Here is a 14592-nt window from a genome sequence, read left to right on the forward strand (position 1 = left end):
TATAATATAATGAGTTAGCAATAGCTAATATTTATTGACTATTGCTAACGTTATGAGGAGCACTTAAAGTTTTCTGATGCCGATTAAGGTAAGGTCATCATACTGCGGATCTTCAAGAATTCCTTTGTAAAGGATGCTGGTTGAATCATTTTCCACTTCCTGAACGGCAGAACAGTAAGTCGTATATTCGTTGAAATGTTCCCTTAAGAAGGCATCGATGTTTTTATCAGCCTTTACATGGTCTGTAGGTTTTGAATTTTTCTTGCAGTACATTCTGAATGCTTTTTCTACGGAAACCAGTGCCATGATTGCATCTTCAGCAGTGCCGGTACAGGTTGAGAAATCAAAATGCAGCTCTTCATTTTTATCTGCATTATGTTTTATCAGAGTGTATCTGCTCTTTGCGTAGACTGCTTCAATTATCTGGCTGACACGTTCTGCAGACAGTTCCTCGTTTGTTTCTTCTGCTGACTGACTGTCATTTAAGGAATTTACTGTTTCTCCGTTTTCATTTCTGAAATTTCGTTTGGCTTCTTCAATGCCGTCCGTGTAAAGGAACAGAACGTCTCCTTTGTTTAATGTAACTTTAGTAACCTGATAGCCGCCCTTCATTTCAATAAGGTCTGTACTGAACATTCCTGCGGCTGGAGTTTCCTGAAGCGAAATTGTTTTTTTCATTTTTGCCGCATTATCGTAAATCTGAATAAGATTGTCTCCTGCATTACAGAACCAGCATTCTCCCGTAATCGTATTCATGATGCAGAGGGTAAAGGCTGCAAAACGTCCTTTGAAACCTCTTGATTCCAGAAGGTCGTTTATCTGGCCGACAACAGGTGAAAGGTTTGTACCCTGACGTGGATTTTTCATGTCCCACTTCTGGAAATAGTTCAGGAAAAGTGTTGCAACCTCGACCATAATAAGGGCTGCCGGTACTCCATGTCCTGATACGTCACATTTTATGATTGCATAGTGACTTTCATCAAGTTTTTTGTAGTCAAAATAGTCACCGCTTAAATCATCGGCTCCGCTGTAAAAACTGAAAAAGTCTGCACCGTCGGCATGAAGCTTACCTGTAGAGAGGGTTGCACCGGCTTCGTTTGTCTGCAGCGGAATGAATTTTGTCTGAATGTCTTTTCCCAGCGTAAGATTTTTTGCCTGCACGGCAGCTTCTGCCAGACCTTCCGTCATTTCGTTTACAGTGTCTCCAAGAATTCCAATTTCGTCTTTTGTATTTATTTTGATTGTTTTACCGCTTAAGAGGGTTTTATCTGCTGTATCCCTGATCATTGCAACATGGGATGAAAGTTCAATAATAGGTTTTGTGATTCTTGAAGCAAGGATATATGTGCTTATGAAAGCAAGGATAATTGCAACTACAAGAAGAAGGAGTCCTGTCTGGAAAATAATGTTTCTCTGTTCCTGTATTGTTTTCAGGAGTTCTTTTGTTGATACTTCAATCAGTATTGTGCCGTGTACAAAGTTATTGTCGTTATCCTGTCTGTAAAGTATCGGCTTGTAAAAGATATACGTAGTGTTTTCTTCATTTATGTTTTCGCTGTCGAATACAGGGTAACTTCCGGAATGTTTTTCAGAAATCTCATCAAGTACGCTGTTGAGCTTAAGGAGCAGCTGATTTTTTTGAGTTTGAATTTCAGAGCGTCTCCATGAACTTTTTGAATCGATTTTTCCTGCCAGTGAATATGACTCAGTAAGCAGTTCACGGATCTGATTGTTTATATCTCTGGATTCTTTTGTGATTTCTTCATTTATATTCAGCAGTTCAGAGAAAATTTCGTTTAATTCAGGAATTGTAAGCCGGCTTGTTCCATTTTCAAATTCTGTGTCGTTGATTTTAGAATTGATGTTTTCGTCGTTTGTTGCCCATACAGTATTGAGGCTTCCTCCGTTTTCATCCGTCATAAAACCTGTCATGGTGGCATATCTGGCTTCATTAAGGGCATTAACCTGATTTGTAATGTCAGAAAGATCTGCTATAGACATCTGGTCATCCTTTCGGGCAAGCGGAAGATATATTTTTGCACCCCGTGAAAGAGAATCAAGCATTACGTTTACCCGCTGGGAAAGACTCTGACTTAGAATTCTTTTCTGGGAATGAATGATGTAAACACCTATGGTGATGAAAATAAGGATATCCATTATTGCGATAAGAAGGGTGGTGTTTAATATGAGCTTTGATTTCAGGCTTTTTCCTTTGTGTGAGAATAGGATGGCCTTTGATTTTTTTTCTTCAGGCATAATGTCTCCTTCTATAAGTGCATGAACTTCTTCTTTTATTTTTATCGATTCTTTCAGAGAACTTATAAGTCCTGCAAGGCATACTGCAAACCACACTGCTGCCAGTACGGAAAGTCCTGCTGCCAGAAGCTTTACGATATTTATTCCTTCTTCGTTAAGGCGGGCGGCTGCTTTCCAGAGCGGCTTGAATACATGCGCAATTTTATTTTTTATTGTTCCGTTTTCTTTTATGAATATGGTTTTATCTCCGGAAAAGTACAGGCCTCTGTCCGTGTGGAAGAGTCCTACCTGATATGTTCCGCTTTTTATGTTTGAAAGTTCAATTTCTGTGATTTTATAGTTTGAAAGAACTTTGTAATCTTTTCTGTCAAGCTTAAGTGTATAATCGTACGGGTAGCGTCCGTCTTCATCAATGTATATTTCTTTTATTGTACCGTCATATGTAAATCCTGTTCCGGAAATTTCTACGGCTGTATCTCCAAATTCATCAGTAGAAGTTTTTAATTCCGTAATGGCTGTGAAAGGATTGTATTTATTCAGTATGAAATAAATCTGATCACTGGCTTCTGAAATGTTTCCGCTGGAATCGACGGCTGTAACGGCAAAAACATATAGTCCGTTTCTTAAGTTTGAAATGCCGGCACTGTTTTTTGAAGAATTGATTTTTCCTGACAGAATGATTTTTTCTTCTATGAGTTCTTCATTTTTATCGAGCAGTTCTGAAACCATCTGCTTTTTCTGTTCTGTTCCTGCTCTGGAACGGTGGAACTTATTATCTATAAGAAGCTGAGGAATATCATCGATTTTTTTTATCGTCCATATGTAGCCGCTTACATCTTCATCCCGGGGACTATCCCATTGAATTGAAAAAGTATTGGAAGGAAGTAAGCCCTCTTCTGTTTCTTCCGGCGGAATAATACTTACAGCTCCAGGTGGAACTGTATCAAGTGTATAGGTGAGTCTGGATGAAGCAGACCAGTTGCCTGCATAATCGCATTCCCTTACTTTTATGAACCAGAGGCCGTCCCTGTTAAGTTCAGCTGTAATGTCGGTTGAGGAAGGATCCGCATTTATTACTGCAGGCGGTTCTTCAGAAGGATTTTGCGTAACAATCCAGGAGCAGCCTTTTATTCCTGAAGGATCTGCTGCATGAGTAATTTTAAAAGATACAGTTTTTTTACTGGAGCGCTGCCCGTCCTTAAAATCTGAGGCTTTCAGCATCGGTGGGTTTACGCTGTGATCCCATGTAAGAATTTCTATGGAGGAAGCCTTTGTTTTTAGATGGAATTTCTCCCAGATGAAGGCAAGATTTTTTTCTGCGTCTGAAATTACAGGATATGCGGCGGTTGAATTTGATTCGGAAATTATTTCTGCTTCGTTCCAAAGGTTTCCGTGTTTTTGAGACAGAAAGACTTTTTTATTTTCATTTTGATTCGTAAACCAAATGATGTTTGCCGTACCGTCAAAATTAAAAACAACCGGTTTTGAACAGAATCCGGTAGTGCTCAGTTTTTCTGAACTTGATGGTATGACCGTTCCGTTTTCAGACAGAAGCATCGTGTAGATATCGGAGTTTGTATATCCGGAGGCTGAACGTTCCCATGCCAGGATAAATGAACTGCCGTCATAGGCAAGACTTGGAGCCTGGTTAGAAAAGTTGTAAAAATCCTCCCTTCCGTTTTCAAAAGAACTGCTTCCTGTAATTAAAACAGGCTGAGACCAGCTTGAAGCCCCGTCTTTACTTGTACAGGCATAAAGCTGAAGCGAAATGAGGTTTTCCCTGTGATATTGAACCATGAATACGAGCAGGTCGCTCTTCTTTCCTGCTGCAAGAACCGGAACAATTGGATTTCCTGTTCCTGCAATTGATGATGCTGCATTAAGTTCCTTGAGGGGAGACCATTTTAGTCCGTCTTTTGAAAGTGAATATTTTATTATGAATCCAGCAGAAGAATTTGCCGTAGAGGAAGAACTTACAAACAGTATGAAGTTCCCGTTTGAAAGAGTGTAAAGACGTGGTGCTGCAAGAGTGAGGGTGGTATCTTTTATAGAGGAAACTTTTGTCGTGTTGAAGGAATCTTCTGAAGTGTATATTTCTATTTCATTTTCGTTTTTAAGGACAGCACACAGCTGCTTCTTTTTTGAAGATGTACAGCTGTAAAAAAGATGGGGTGTTTCATAAAACGTAATGCCTTCTGCAAGAAGTTTTTTTTCTGTCCAGTTGTATCCGTCTCTGGAGTTACGGGTGTATAGGGAAACTTGAGATTTTTTTTCATCTGCTTCTTCCCAAAAAACAACAGATTCTGAACTCTGTCCAGATGGCAGAGAAAAAGGATAGTAACAGTTTTTTTCTGACAGAGAAAAAGATTTTGGTGTTTCAAAATAATATGCTGCAGAATTAAAAATTCCATATGAGAAAATAAATAGTAATGCAAGAAGTTTTTTTATATTTTTATCCATTCAGTTTTCTCTCTATGTTTTCTTTAAGGCGTATTATTTTTGCAGACAGAGAATTGTTTTTATTTTCAAGCAGCCGGTTTAATTTAATTTTTGCATCGGCAAGATTTCCGTCACGATAGTCTTTAAGGGCTTTCTGATATAAATCTTCATCTGCTGCACTAAGAATCACTGCAGGTTTTTCGCCCCTGCGCCGTGCTATTTCATCAAGAACTTTTATGGCCGTATTATCATCGCTGTTGACGGCGAGCGCCTGGTTTGCAAGACTTCTTGCATGCTCAAGGAGAATTTCATCCCTTCCTGCTTCGTTTAAGGCTTTCTGTGCCTGCAGTGAAAGTTCTGATGCTTTTTTTATCTGAGAATTATTTGCAGGCCGCTGCCTGTATCCCAGTGTATATTCTGCTTCTGTAATTATTTTTTTCAGTCCCGGATAAGCAGGATTTAGTTCGTACATATCAAGCAGGTCACTGTATGCCTGCTGCGAAGAAATATCAGATGATTTTATTTCTGCTTTCAGTCTTTCGATTTTCTCCGGGAATGTTGCATCAAAACTTTCCTTATCGGTCAACTGGTCTATTTTCAGCCTTAAAAGGCCTGCCTCTTTATTTCTCGGGTAAAAGTTTTTTACAAGCTGAATTTTTTCTTCTGCAGTTTCAAGATAGGGAACAGCTTCGTTTTTCTTTCCTTCTTTGAAAAGAATTTCTCCTTTTTTGAAATTCATCTGTGCATCTGCAAGGTTCTGGAGAATTTCAGGAGCTTTTGAATCGTAGCGGGAGATTTCACGACCTTCCTTTATTGCAATGGCTGTATTTACAAAATCTTTAAGCCGTTCCAGCTCCATATCTGATTCAAGTTCATAATCCATCATTTTTGACCACAATCTTCTTTTTTCTTCTGCCTGTGAAAGAATATAGAAGGCGTTTTCAAAATTGCCTGAATCATAGGCTCTTCGTGCATCGGTCTTGTATTTACGCTGCTGGATTACGAACAGAGGTTTTTCCCCATTGATGATATCCTGCTTGAGTTTTGTAAGTTTCTGATAAAGATCGTTTCTTAAGTCTCCGTCATTTTTCAGTTCTGCTTCAAGGCTGTTGTAAAGAGCATCTGCTTTCTGGTATTGATTGAAGGCTTCAATAAAGTCATTCTTTTTATAAAGTTCATAGGCTTTGTCAAACAAAACTGTCACGGAATTTTCTGCAATTTTTGCAGTAAGGTATTTTTTTTCTGCAGTTTTTGAAATCGTATGTATCTTTTCCTGCAATCCGGATATTTTTTTTATTGATTCTTCAATTGAACGCTGCTCAGATATGAAATTTGTTCTGTATCCATAACCTGCATTCAGCTTTTTTATTCCGTCAGAAAGAATCTGGATGTCAGTGGTAAAACTCTGTAATGCATTTGCACATTCTGTTTTACATTTTCCGGCATATTTTGTTTCTTCCGTTTCATTTATATATGAATTGAGTACTGCTGTAATGCCTTCGTCTTCGGAAGTTATAAGGCTTGCAGCTTCTGCATAATATCTGGCGGTTTCAATCCATAAGTTGATGGAGCCTGATGTAGAAATGCGTTCGATTTCACTGCAGGCGGATGAAATACTGTCTGTGAGTTCGGATATAAATTCTGTCTTGCCGTTCAGGTTTTTCAGTGTGATTAAATTCTGTGAGGATTTTATGGATGACACGGTTTTTCCGTAGGTAAAAAGAGCTTCTGCATTTTTTACCAGAGTATCAGAGTAGGCATCATTTCTTGTCCGTAAAGAAAGCTTTATGTCTTCCGGTTTTTTTACAGTAAGATTCAGACTTGCTTTTATTTTCTGAATGATTTCAGAGAGCAGGTTTACGTCAGAAAGCAGCTGTTCTGTCATGTTCATCTGCTTTTCGTATTCTGTTTCTGATTTTTTTATAAGGGAACTGAGGGAATTTAATCTTTTGCACTGTTCGATATGAACATTAAGTTTAGAAACTGCATCTGTGACTTTTTCGTTGTCAAACTGAGTAAAAATATTTTCGGAAGAAAAATTATGCTTAATGTTTCTGGCACAGTCCAGGGCTTTCTTTTCCAGAGGATTAAGTGCGGATTTTAAAATATAATCAAACTGGCAGTCCATGACGCCGCAGATTCCTGAGTATTCTGCTTCTGGAACACCGTTTATAGAGGCTGAGAGATGCCTTATGTATACAGAACTGTCTATTTTTGAAACTGAAATTCCAGCCTCGTAAACCTGATTTCTGACTGATGAGATTTTTTTAAGTTTTTCAGTAAGGTCCGTTATATTGTAGTCACTGGAGACTTCTTTTTGTATCTGAAGATTAGCCTGAAGTGCTTCATAGTCTTTTATAAGTGATTTTATTTTTTCGATGTAGGGAGCAGCTGCTTTTACAGAAACTTCTGATGCTTCTGACTGAAGAATGCCGAATACGTCCGTCTTATTTTTTTCTGTTTTTGTGAACTGGGAGATTGCTGAGGAAAAATCCGCAGCTAACGCATCCGTGAGGGCAGCAGAGTGAATTTCCTGAAATCTTTGCGGATAAGACTTAAATAAGTCCCTGGCCGTGTTTTTCTTAGGTGCAGACGAAGCCATGTTCACTGCAGCAATGAGGAAGAATAAAAGAAATGAATACTTTTTAAACCACGACATTCCCTAAGAGAATACCATTTATTGATAAAATAAACAATAAAGTTCAGGTTTCGTTTTTTTTAAGCAGGATTTGTTACTTTTTGCGGCTGAATATCCTGTAATTCATCCATGGATACAGACAGTCTTCCTTTTCTTTTTCTGTCAGCCACTGCGTACTTACAGAATTGCTGGCGAGAGAATCATATATAGTTGTAAATGAAAGGATTGCTGACTTGAATCGTTCTTTTATGTATTCAGGAAGCTGGTTTGAGTGCAGCATGGCAGGCCATTCTCCGGACTGGGCGAGAAGTATTTCTTTAGCTGCCAGATTAAGCATTCTTCCCTTTAAGCTTGTTTCTGAAGGCAGGCGTTCTGTTAAGTCTATCATTCTTTCGCTGGCTTTTTTTACATAACGCATCATCCAGCTGTTTGTGATATCAAGCAAGTCTTCTCCGTATCCGGAATCATCTCCGGAACATGGATAGAGTTCTGCTTTAGGAAGAGTGTACTGATTTGAAATCAGGTTCTTGCAGGTGTTAAGCTCTATTTCATTTTCTTTTGAAATTATGCGGATTACCTGCTCAAGAAAGTCAATTCCCTCAAACCATTTCTGGCCGAAGAGTTCTGCAGAAAGGGGACATACGAGAACTGCATCATCTTCCGGAAGATATTCTTTTGCAGTATTCAGTTTTTCAGTTTTTGCCTGTACAAATTTTTCAGCATCTTCTTTTATCTGTTTTTGTGCGGCTTCATTATCGTACAGCGGCGCATCTTCATATTCATCTTCATCTTCAACATTGCACCAGTATCTGTAGCCGGTCAGAAAGCGTACGTTGTTTTTTCTTTCCAGAACAGTCAGATCTTCGTCTTTTAATTCAAATCCAATGTCTTTGTGCACAGAAAGATATACCGGATTAGAGACAAAGCCGTCATCTCCTGTAAAGCATTTTTCACTGTCTGGTTCTGCTGCAAATATTGCAAGAGAGTTTCCTGTTCTTACAGGACAGAAAATACCCGTCTCAATTTTTGGATTTGAGAAGAGAAGTGAGCGTGGATCAACTATAGTATAATTGACTCCATAGGGTTTTAAAATTTTCTCCAGTCCTTTTGTCCATCCCATGTATGGAATGTAAAAACCTTCTCCTGCTTCACCGAAGAAATATTTTTGTGAGTAAAGACCTGTTTCTACCTGTGCATTAATCGCTTCCGTCAGATCCTGGTAATGAGGAAGATAAGCGTATGTTGCTGCTGTAGGTATCAGTTCCAGGTATTCTTTCTGGGCAAGACTCTTAAACTGTTCTATAAGATTTCTGTGGTACTTTACAATGAAAGATTCTTTTATTTTTTTAAGTCTTTTAAGACAGTATTCTGCATTTTTTGCTTCAGGCTTTCCGTTAAGTCTTTTGAGTTCGTTTTCTCCAAGACTGATGCAGTTTTCAAGATAGTTTTCGTACTGCTGGATTATTTTTGAATCAGAAATAAGGGAACATAATGTTGATGAAAGAACAAGTCCTATTTTGTAGTTTATCCCGTCATCTGCCAGATTATTGAACAGATCCAGTAATGGTATGTAGGTATCGGTCATGGCAGAGAAAAGTATTTCATTTTCTGCTGAAAAATCTATTTTTTCATTAATGTTGCGTATGTAGCCCTGGTGTGCATTTATTATAAGTACAAGATTCTTTTTACACATTTTGTTTTCCTTTTTTACATCTGTATAATTTTTTTAATTTGAAAATGACTGACGGTGTGTCATATAGTGCTTGTAAAGTAAGTCATCCATACCAGAGATTTTTGTTAATTCGGACATCGGAAATTTCTTTCCCGGCTGAAGGTTTCTTACAGCTTCATCTTCCTGCGGAATCTCAAGTTTTTTTGTGAATGCCAGTGTTCTTGGAGCCTCACCAGAAACACGATAGGCGAGGGTTGCCATTACGAAATGCCTGTTTGCAGGAATAAGAATGTAAAGTTCGTTGTTGTCAAAATTCAGTTTTACATCAAAAGAATCAGATGATTTTTCATCGTTTTCGTTTTCAAAGAAGGAAACATGAATGAACAGTTCTTCAAAATCAAACTCTTCTTTCATAGTTTTTAAATCTGATGCTTTTATATCCCAATATGCAAAGAGCCATACAGGATTTCTCATAAAAATATGTATTGTTGTATCGTTGTAGGTTTTTGGAAGGACAGTTGCTATTCTGATGTCTGAATCTTCTACTGGAGTTGCTTCTTCAGGTTGAGCTGCTTCTTCAGTAATTTCCAGCAGTTCTCCGATGATAAAGTTTCTATTCAAATCGGAAGGAACGTTTATTCCATATGTTCTTGCCATTGCAATTAAATCTGCTGTTGACAATGTCTCTAAGTTTTGACGTGTTAAAGTAACTTCTTCCATAATCGTGTTTATAATTACGAAAAAAGCACTTTGTGTCAATATTGGAGATGGGGGGAATTGAACCCCCGTCCGGATAAGCTAACCAGGCACCTCTACAGGCTTATTGAAGCGAGGTGATTGTCGGGAAACGGTAGCAGCTTCAAAAGCGTCGTTTCCGTATCCTGAAAAAAGTCCTCCGTATAACTCAGGCGAAATACAGAGCAAGTCCCTGTTTGTGACAGCAGTTTATGATGTTAGGAACAGCACACCATAAGTGCCGGTCTCGCATTAAGCAGCGAGGCTAACTGCTTCGGAAGATTCCTCTTCACGACGTTTTGCAACTTTTGCAGTTATTGTGTTGTCAGTTCAAGGCACCTTCACGCCTGCCTGCAGTACAAGACTACTCTTAACCGTCGAAACCGGTGCACCCCCGATTTTGGTTCCCATGAAATTACCGCAAAATCCTGTAAAATTCAAGTCTCAGGATCTGCAGCTCATGGTTTTATTTTCTTACTCTACAGTAACACCGTGTCTTTTCTGCTGGAAATGCTTGAGCATGGCTACACCGTTGCGTTTGTCATTATAAACAAACCCGCCGTTCCAGTATTCCATTGCAGCAAAAAGGGCATTACCACCGTCCTGATCATCGGACTTCTTTGTTCTGAAGGTTACATAATTTGCAAGTTCTTCAAAATTTGAATTGTGAAGACATTCAAGACGCTTAGTATTAAACTCATTCCATTTTTCCAGATCTTTAAATCCTTCACCTTCGTCTTCTACAATAATATGAGCATGGGACGGGCTGAATGAGTACCATACATGGATTTTTTTGTTAATGTCGCAGTTGTTTCCGTGCTTTACACCATTCTTAATGATTTCGCTTATCTGCTGTTCAAGAAGGTTAATTTCCTTAATTTCAAGAGGTGCAGACTGAACTATCAGAAGAGTAAAGTATCTGATCTGACGGAAGTCTGAAGGAAACTCCTTGTAAAGCATGTTTGACTTATCGAAAAGCGGATCGTTGCCATCTGATCTTAACTGTTTAATTTCTTCCATAAATGCGAATTCCTCTGTTTTTATTCGTTAATCATAAGAAGTGCTTCTTCAACACTGTTTGCAATAGGGAAGTATCCCATAAGCTTTGTAAGTTCAATAACCTTTTTTACTGAACCATGGATATTTGAAATGTAAAGCTTAAGGTTCATTTTTTTGATTGTAGAGCAGATGTAAATAAGGGCACCGATTCCGGAAGAGTCGATGTAGTCTACCTGCTCAAGGTTGATGATGAACTGTTTTACATTTTTCTCAAGCATCTTCATTACGAGTTCCTTGAGTTTGTAAGAATTGTACAGGTCCATTTCACCATTTACATCAATGATATAGACGTCTCCATTCTTTCTGATTTTTAGTTCCATAATTTTTGCTCCTTAGACAAAATTTTCTATCTTATACAAAATTAAAACTTGATAACTAGAAGTGTCTGGTCATCATGCTGTTCAGTTTCTCCACAGAAATTCTGAATATCAGCCTTGACAAGGTTTGCAATGTCCTTGCCTGAAGAACCACAGTTCTTCTTAATTACATTAAGCAGTGATTCTACAGAATATTGCTGTCCCTGTCCATTCAGTGATTCAATAATACCGTCTGAGAACGAGACAAGTATATCACCTTTTTTGATTTCCTGCACGTACTCTTTATATTCACTTGCTTTTTCAACACCAATAGGCTCTGAAGTATGTGAGATACAGCTGAAGGTTTTTGCCGTACTGTCAAAGTAATAAACTGGTGTTGTTCCACATGTAGAATACTCGGCTTTATGGCTTACCGGATCATAATTTATGAGTGCACAGGAACCGAAATGGTCTGTACTGAATGATTCGGAAGCAATTCCTTTGTTAACCCAGGTAAGAATTGTTCCGGCTGTCTGCTTAGTGTTAACTACAAGCCTTGTCATAGCTCTGATCATTGTCATGATTATTACGCTGTTGATTCCTTTTCCGGCAATATCGCCTAAAACAAAGGAAATTCTGTCTTTTCTGGAAGGAATCACATCGTAATAGTCACCGCATACACCTTCGTTCTGTTCAAAGATAGTTCCAACCTGTATTCCGGGAAGAGGAGGAATCTTTGCAGGACGGAGAGTGTTCTGTATATGAGAAGCAAGGTCTGTTTCTTTTGTAATACCGTTCTGTTCAATTATTTCTTTTACGGAAATAACATTTTTTACTGCCGTTGCAGCAAAATCCGAAAGTTTTGTTGCTTTTTTAAAGTCATCTTCCGTAAAGCGTGGACTTGAGTGGTTTCTTGAGAGAGCTACAAGTCCTACTACAGAATCTTCAACCTTCATAGGAGCTATGATGTAACTTCCGCATTCAAGGAATTCTTCCGGTCCGTTCTGGAAAATACGGTCATCAAGTTCAGGTTTTGTTATGAGCTCTGCCTTTCCTGAAGATGCGATTTCACCAAAGAGGTTGTCTCGTAAAGGAAATGACGCAAATTTAAAGTTCGTAGCTACGCGAATCGGTTTGTGAGGCATGTCATTCGGCAGTTTATATGGTGGCGGAAAGTCGCCGTCAAAAGATTTTACTGCAATAACGTCTTCGAAATCGTCAACCATGAGGATTGCTCCTCCGTCGGCTTTTGTTTCTTCCCTGACAGTTTTGTTTATATAATCAAGGAGAAGGTTCATTCCGTTTTCGTCATTAAATGAAGAGGCAGCCTGATTCATGAATGCACGGCTTATGTTAAGTATTGTTTCATCGCCAGCGGACAGTTCTGCACGTTTTTTCTCTTCAATTGCATTTTCAGCAGCTTCTTTTGCCTGCTGTGCCTTTAAGGCTGCTTTATTTACGAATACAGGTACAAGTTTTTCAAACTTTTTCGGTTCAAAGGTGCAGAGCATGAGTGCATAGGGAATAAGAAGGAAGGATGCTGCAGCGATAACTGCAGTGAATATGAAAACTGCATCCGTATTGCCCCTCTGGTTAATTTTATATGCTGCATAGAGGCTTCCGATAAGGACAGTCAGGTCTGAAAGGAAGAGTATGAAACTTACTCTTGCCGTTTTCCGTTTTTTTATAATTATCAGCATTACAAAAAGAAGTGCCGCAACTATTGCAGTAGCTGCCATCGGTATGTATGCAACGTTGTTGTTCAAAATAAAATCTCCCTAATTTTGACCATTTTAGCATTGAAATATTCAGCAGTCAAGTTCACTTTTGTTTCTGGAAAATTCACGCCTGAGTGTGTTTTTTCAGTAGTTTCATCATTTGTATTTTTGCCTTGAGGTTTTTGATTATATGAAAAAATGTTTTTTTTCCGTATTTATTCTTGAAATCTTCTGCCGCTGCGTCCAGACTGAAGTCATTTCCAAGTTTCTGTTTCAGTTCATCCCAGTATTTTATGAGGAAGACATATATGTCAGATTCTGTTTTTCCTTTGAATTTTTTTCCTATCCTGTGTTTCCGCACGGCTTCAATTACGGGGAGGTAAACGTTTTTGTACCATGAAAGAATGGCATCTTCAAGAGGAATCTCCTCTTCTTTGTCCATGTTTATATAGTATTTGTGAATGAGAATATGGTTATAAATCAGGTCATACTGTCCCGGACTGGTAAAATCCAGACACCAGCAGTCCGTTATGTCTCCGAAATTCGTCTCGCTGTAAAAAACACGCTTTTCGTAGTTTATTACCTGGTGAATCATCTCATCTTTTGTTGAGCCTGGTTTCAGTTTTATTTCGCTCTGCAGGCTTACGACTTCTGCATCAATTGCTTCTATACCCTTCATTTTTGCAACGGAAACTCTGTGGTTTCCATCCCTTACAAAATAAAGGCCTCCCAGTTCGTAAAGAGAAATCGGGGGAAGGGTAACGTCTGTCAGGTGGGCCATGTCTACCCGTTCCCAGCGGGCTTTCAGGAAATTGCTTTTTGGCAGGAAATGATTGTCAAAGTCATTGTAGCGGCCTTCGCTTCCTGCAATAAGGTTTACCGGTACCACCTGCATGCCTTTATAGACTTCATTTTTTGGCTTTAGAAGTTTTTTTATATCTGTAAAAGAAATGAGGGTTGCCTCTTCGGGATTAAGTATGTGCTGAAGTTCGTTGAAAAATGCCTTGTTTCTTGCCCGATAGAAATCTTCATCTGTCTGAGATGATAGATATGTCTGACTCATGAGCGGCTCCTTTTGTGAAGTTTTTTTTCATTTCGACAACAATATGACTGTAGGCATTTACCACGGTTGTTTTTTCTGTTTTAGTACATCGTACGGCCTGAAGGTCGTAAAGGTGAATGTGTCCGTGTATCATGAGGGCCGGTGAAAATTTTCTGATGAACCAGTTGAAGCACTCGAAGCCTTTATGACACGGATCTTCCCTGTCATGAATATGGCGGGGGGAAGCATGTGTAAGGAATACATCCAGATATCTTCCGTACCTGATTTTGTTCCACAGGAGTTTAGGAACCATTTTCAGAAGGGTTCTGAACATCTGTCCTTCAGTAAACTGACATTTTCCGTTGTTGTAACGCATTGAACCATCTGCACCGGCGATAAGCAGCGGTGTTTTTTTACCAGAGGAATCGGTAAAGAAAAGGTGCTTTGAGGCAAATACTTTTTGCCCGGAATGGTCTCCTCCATGGCCGCGTGATGCCTGCTGAAACGGAGTCATGCTGTTGTTATGATCGCTTTTTGTATATAAATCATAGTCTTCAAGATTGTGGTTTCCGAAAACAAAGAAAGTAGGCTTTCCCAGGGCCGTGACGATAAAATCTACGTATTCAAGGGAAAGGTCTCCTGCACAGAATACTGCATCAACATCTCCATAGCGTTCCTTAAGGGTTGTTGAGTAGACTAAAGGATCTATCTGATCAGAAACGCACAGAAATTTCATT

9 protein-coding genes and 1 other RNA gene are annotated in these 14592 nt (G+C 39.0%); all 10 read right to left on the reverse strand.

All coding sequences use genetic code 11. The features are described 5' to 3' along the window. Nucleotides 1–63: 63 nt before the first annotated feature. The 10 genes from HNP77_RS02305 to HNP77_RS02350 all read right to left on the reverse strand — a co-directional run bounded on the left by HNP77_RS02305 (nucleotide 64) and on the right by HNP77_RS02350 (nucleotide 14591). Nucleotides 64–4716: a SpoIIE family protein phosphatase gene (locus HNP77_RS02305; protein ID WP_184651544.1), complete on the reverse strand. Its 4653-nt coding sequence runs from the start codon at nucleotides 4714–4716 to the stop codon at nucleotides 64–66. After that, nucleotides 4709–7354 carry a hypothetical protein gene (locus tag HNP77_RS02310; protein WP_184651545.1) on the reverse strand — a complete coding sequence of 882 codons (2646 nt, stop codon included), beginning with the start codon at nucleotides 7352–7354 and terminating at the stop codon, nucleotides 4709–4711. Before HNP77_RS02310 ends, HNP77_RS02305 begins: the two co-directional genes overlap by 8 nt. A gap of 73 nt (nucleotides 7355–7427) precedes the next feature. Further along, a complete protein-coding gene (locus tag HNP77_RS02315) occupies nucleotides 7428–9026 on the reverse strand; it encodes a 1,4-alpha-glucan branching protein domain-containing protein (RefSeq protein ID WP_184651546.1) in 1599 nt (532 codons plus the stop codon). A gap of 33 nt (nucleotides 9027–9059) precedes the next feature. Beyond that, nucleotides 9060–9662, reverse strand: a complete 603-nt coding sequence (locus HNP77_RS02320; protein ID WP_184651547.1) for a DUF4912 domain-containing protein — start codon at nucleotides 9660–9662, stop codon at nucleotides 9060–9062. 102 nt (nucleotides 9663–9764) lie between these two features. After that, nucleotides 9765–10136, reverse strand: a transfer-messenger RNA (tmRNA) gene (ssrA, locus tag HNP77_RS02325). A gap of 78 nt (nucleotides 10137–10214) precedes the next feature. Next, nucleotides 10215–10760 carry an ATP-binding protein gene (locus HNP77_RS02330; protein WP_184651548.1) on the reverse strand — a complete coding sequence of 182 codons (546 nt, stop codon included), beginning with the start codon at nucleotides 10758–10760 and terminating at the stop codon, nucleotides 10215–10217. Nucleotides 10761–10780: 20 nt separating this feature from the next. Beyond that, nucleotides 10781–11119 carry an anti-sigma factor antagonist gene (locus tag HNP77_RS02335; RefSeq protein WP_184651549.1) on the reverse strand — a complete coding sequence of 113 codons (339 nt, stop codon included), beginning with the start codon at nucleotides 11117–11119 and terminating at the stop codon, nucleotides 10781–10783. A gap of 41 nt (nucleotides 11120–11160) precedes the next feature. Beyond that, nucleotides 11161–12861, reverse strand: a complete 1701-nt coding sequence (locus tag HNP77_RS02340) for a GAF domain-containing SpoIIE family protein phosphatase (RefSeq protein WP_246428839.1) — start codon at nucleotides 12859–12861, stop codon at nucleotides 11161–11163. Nucleotides 12862–12937: 76 nt separating this feature from the next. Then, on the reverse strand, nucleotides 12938–13876 hold the full coding sequence (locus tag HNP77_RS02345) for a transcriptional regulator (protein ID WP_184651550.1): 939 nt from the start codon (nucleotides 13874–13876) through the stop codon (nucleotides 12938–12940). Then, the gene (locus HNP77_RS02350) at nucleotides 13842–14591 is read right to left on the reverse strand and encodes a metallophosphoesterase (protein WP_184651551.1); all 750 of its coding nucleotides are present in this window, start codon (nucleotides 14589–14591) and stop codon (nucleotides 13842–13844) included. The genes HNP77_RS02345 and HNP77_RS02350 overlap by 35 nt, the downstream gene beginning before the upstream one ends. Between the last annotated feature and the right edge of the window lies 1 nt (nucleotide 14592).

The sequence above is a fragment of the Treponema rectale genome (assembly GCF_014202035.1).
In the GTDB taxonomy this organism is placed as follows: domain Bacteria; phylum Spirochaetota; class Spirochaetia; order Treponematales; family Treponemataceae; genus Treponema_D; species Treponema_D rectale.

Excerpts from the sequence above, each read along its gene's own strand:
- HNP77_RS02320 (WP_184651547.1), bottom strand. The coding sequence starts at position 9,662 with ATGGCAAGAACATATGGAATAAACGTTCCTTCCGATTTGAATAGAAAC.
- HNP77_RS02330 (WP_184651548.1), bottom strand. The coding sequence starts at position 10,760 with ATGGAAGAAATTAAACAGTTAAGATCAGATGGCAACGATCCGCTTTTC.
- HNP77_RS02350 (WP_184651551.1), bottom strand. The coding sequence starts at position 14,591 with ATGAAATTTCTGTGCGTTTCTGATCAGATAGATCCTTTAGTCTACTCA.
- HNP77_RS02335 (WP_184651549.1), bottom strand. The coding sequence starts at position 11,119 with ATGGAACTAAAAATCAGAAAGAATGGAGACGTCTATATCATTGATGTA.
- HNP77_RS02305 (WP_184651544.1), bottom strand. The coding sequence starts at position 4,716 with ATGGATAAAAATATAAAAAAACTTCTTGCATTACTATTTATTTTCTCA.
- HNP77_RS02310 (WP_184651545.1), bottom strand. The coding sequence starts at position 7,354 with ATGTCGTGGTTTAAAAAGTATTCATTTCTTTTATTCTTCCTCATTGCT.
- HNP77_RS02345 (WP_184651550.1), bottom strand. The coding sequence starts at position 13,876 with ATGAGTCAGACATATCTATCATCTCAGACAGATGAAGATTTCTATCGG.
- HNP77_RS02315 (WP_184651546.1), bottom strand. The coding sequence starts at position 9,026 with ATGTGTAAAAAGAATCTTGTACTTATAATAAATGCACACCAGGGCTAC.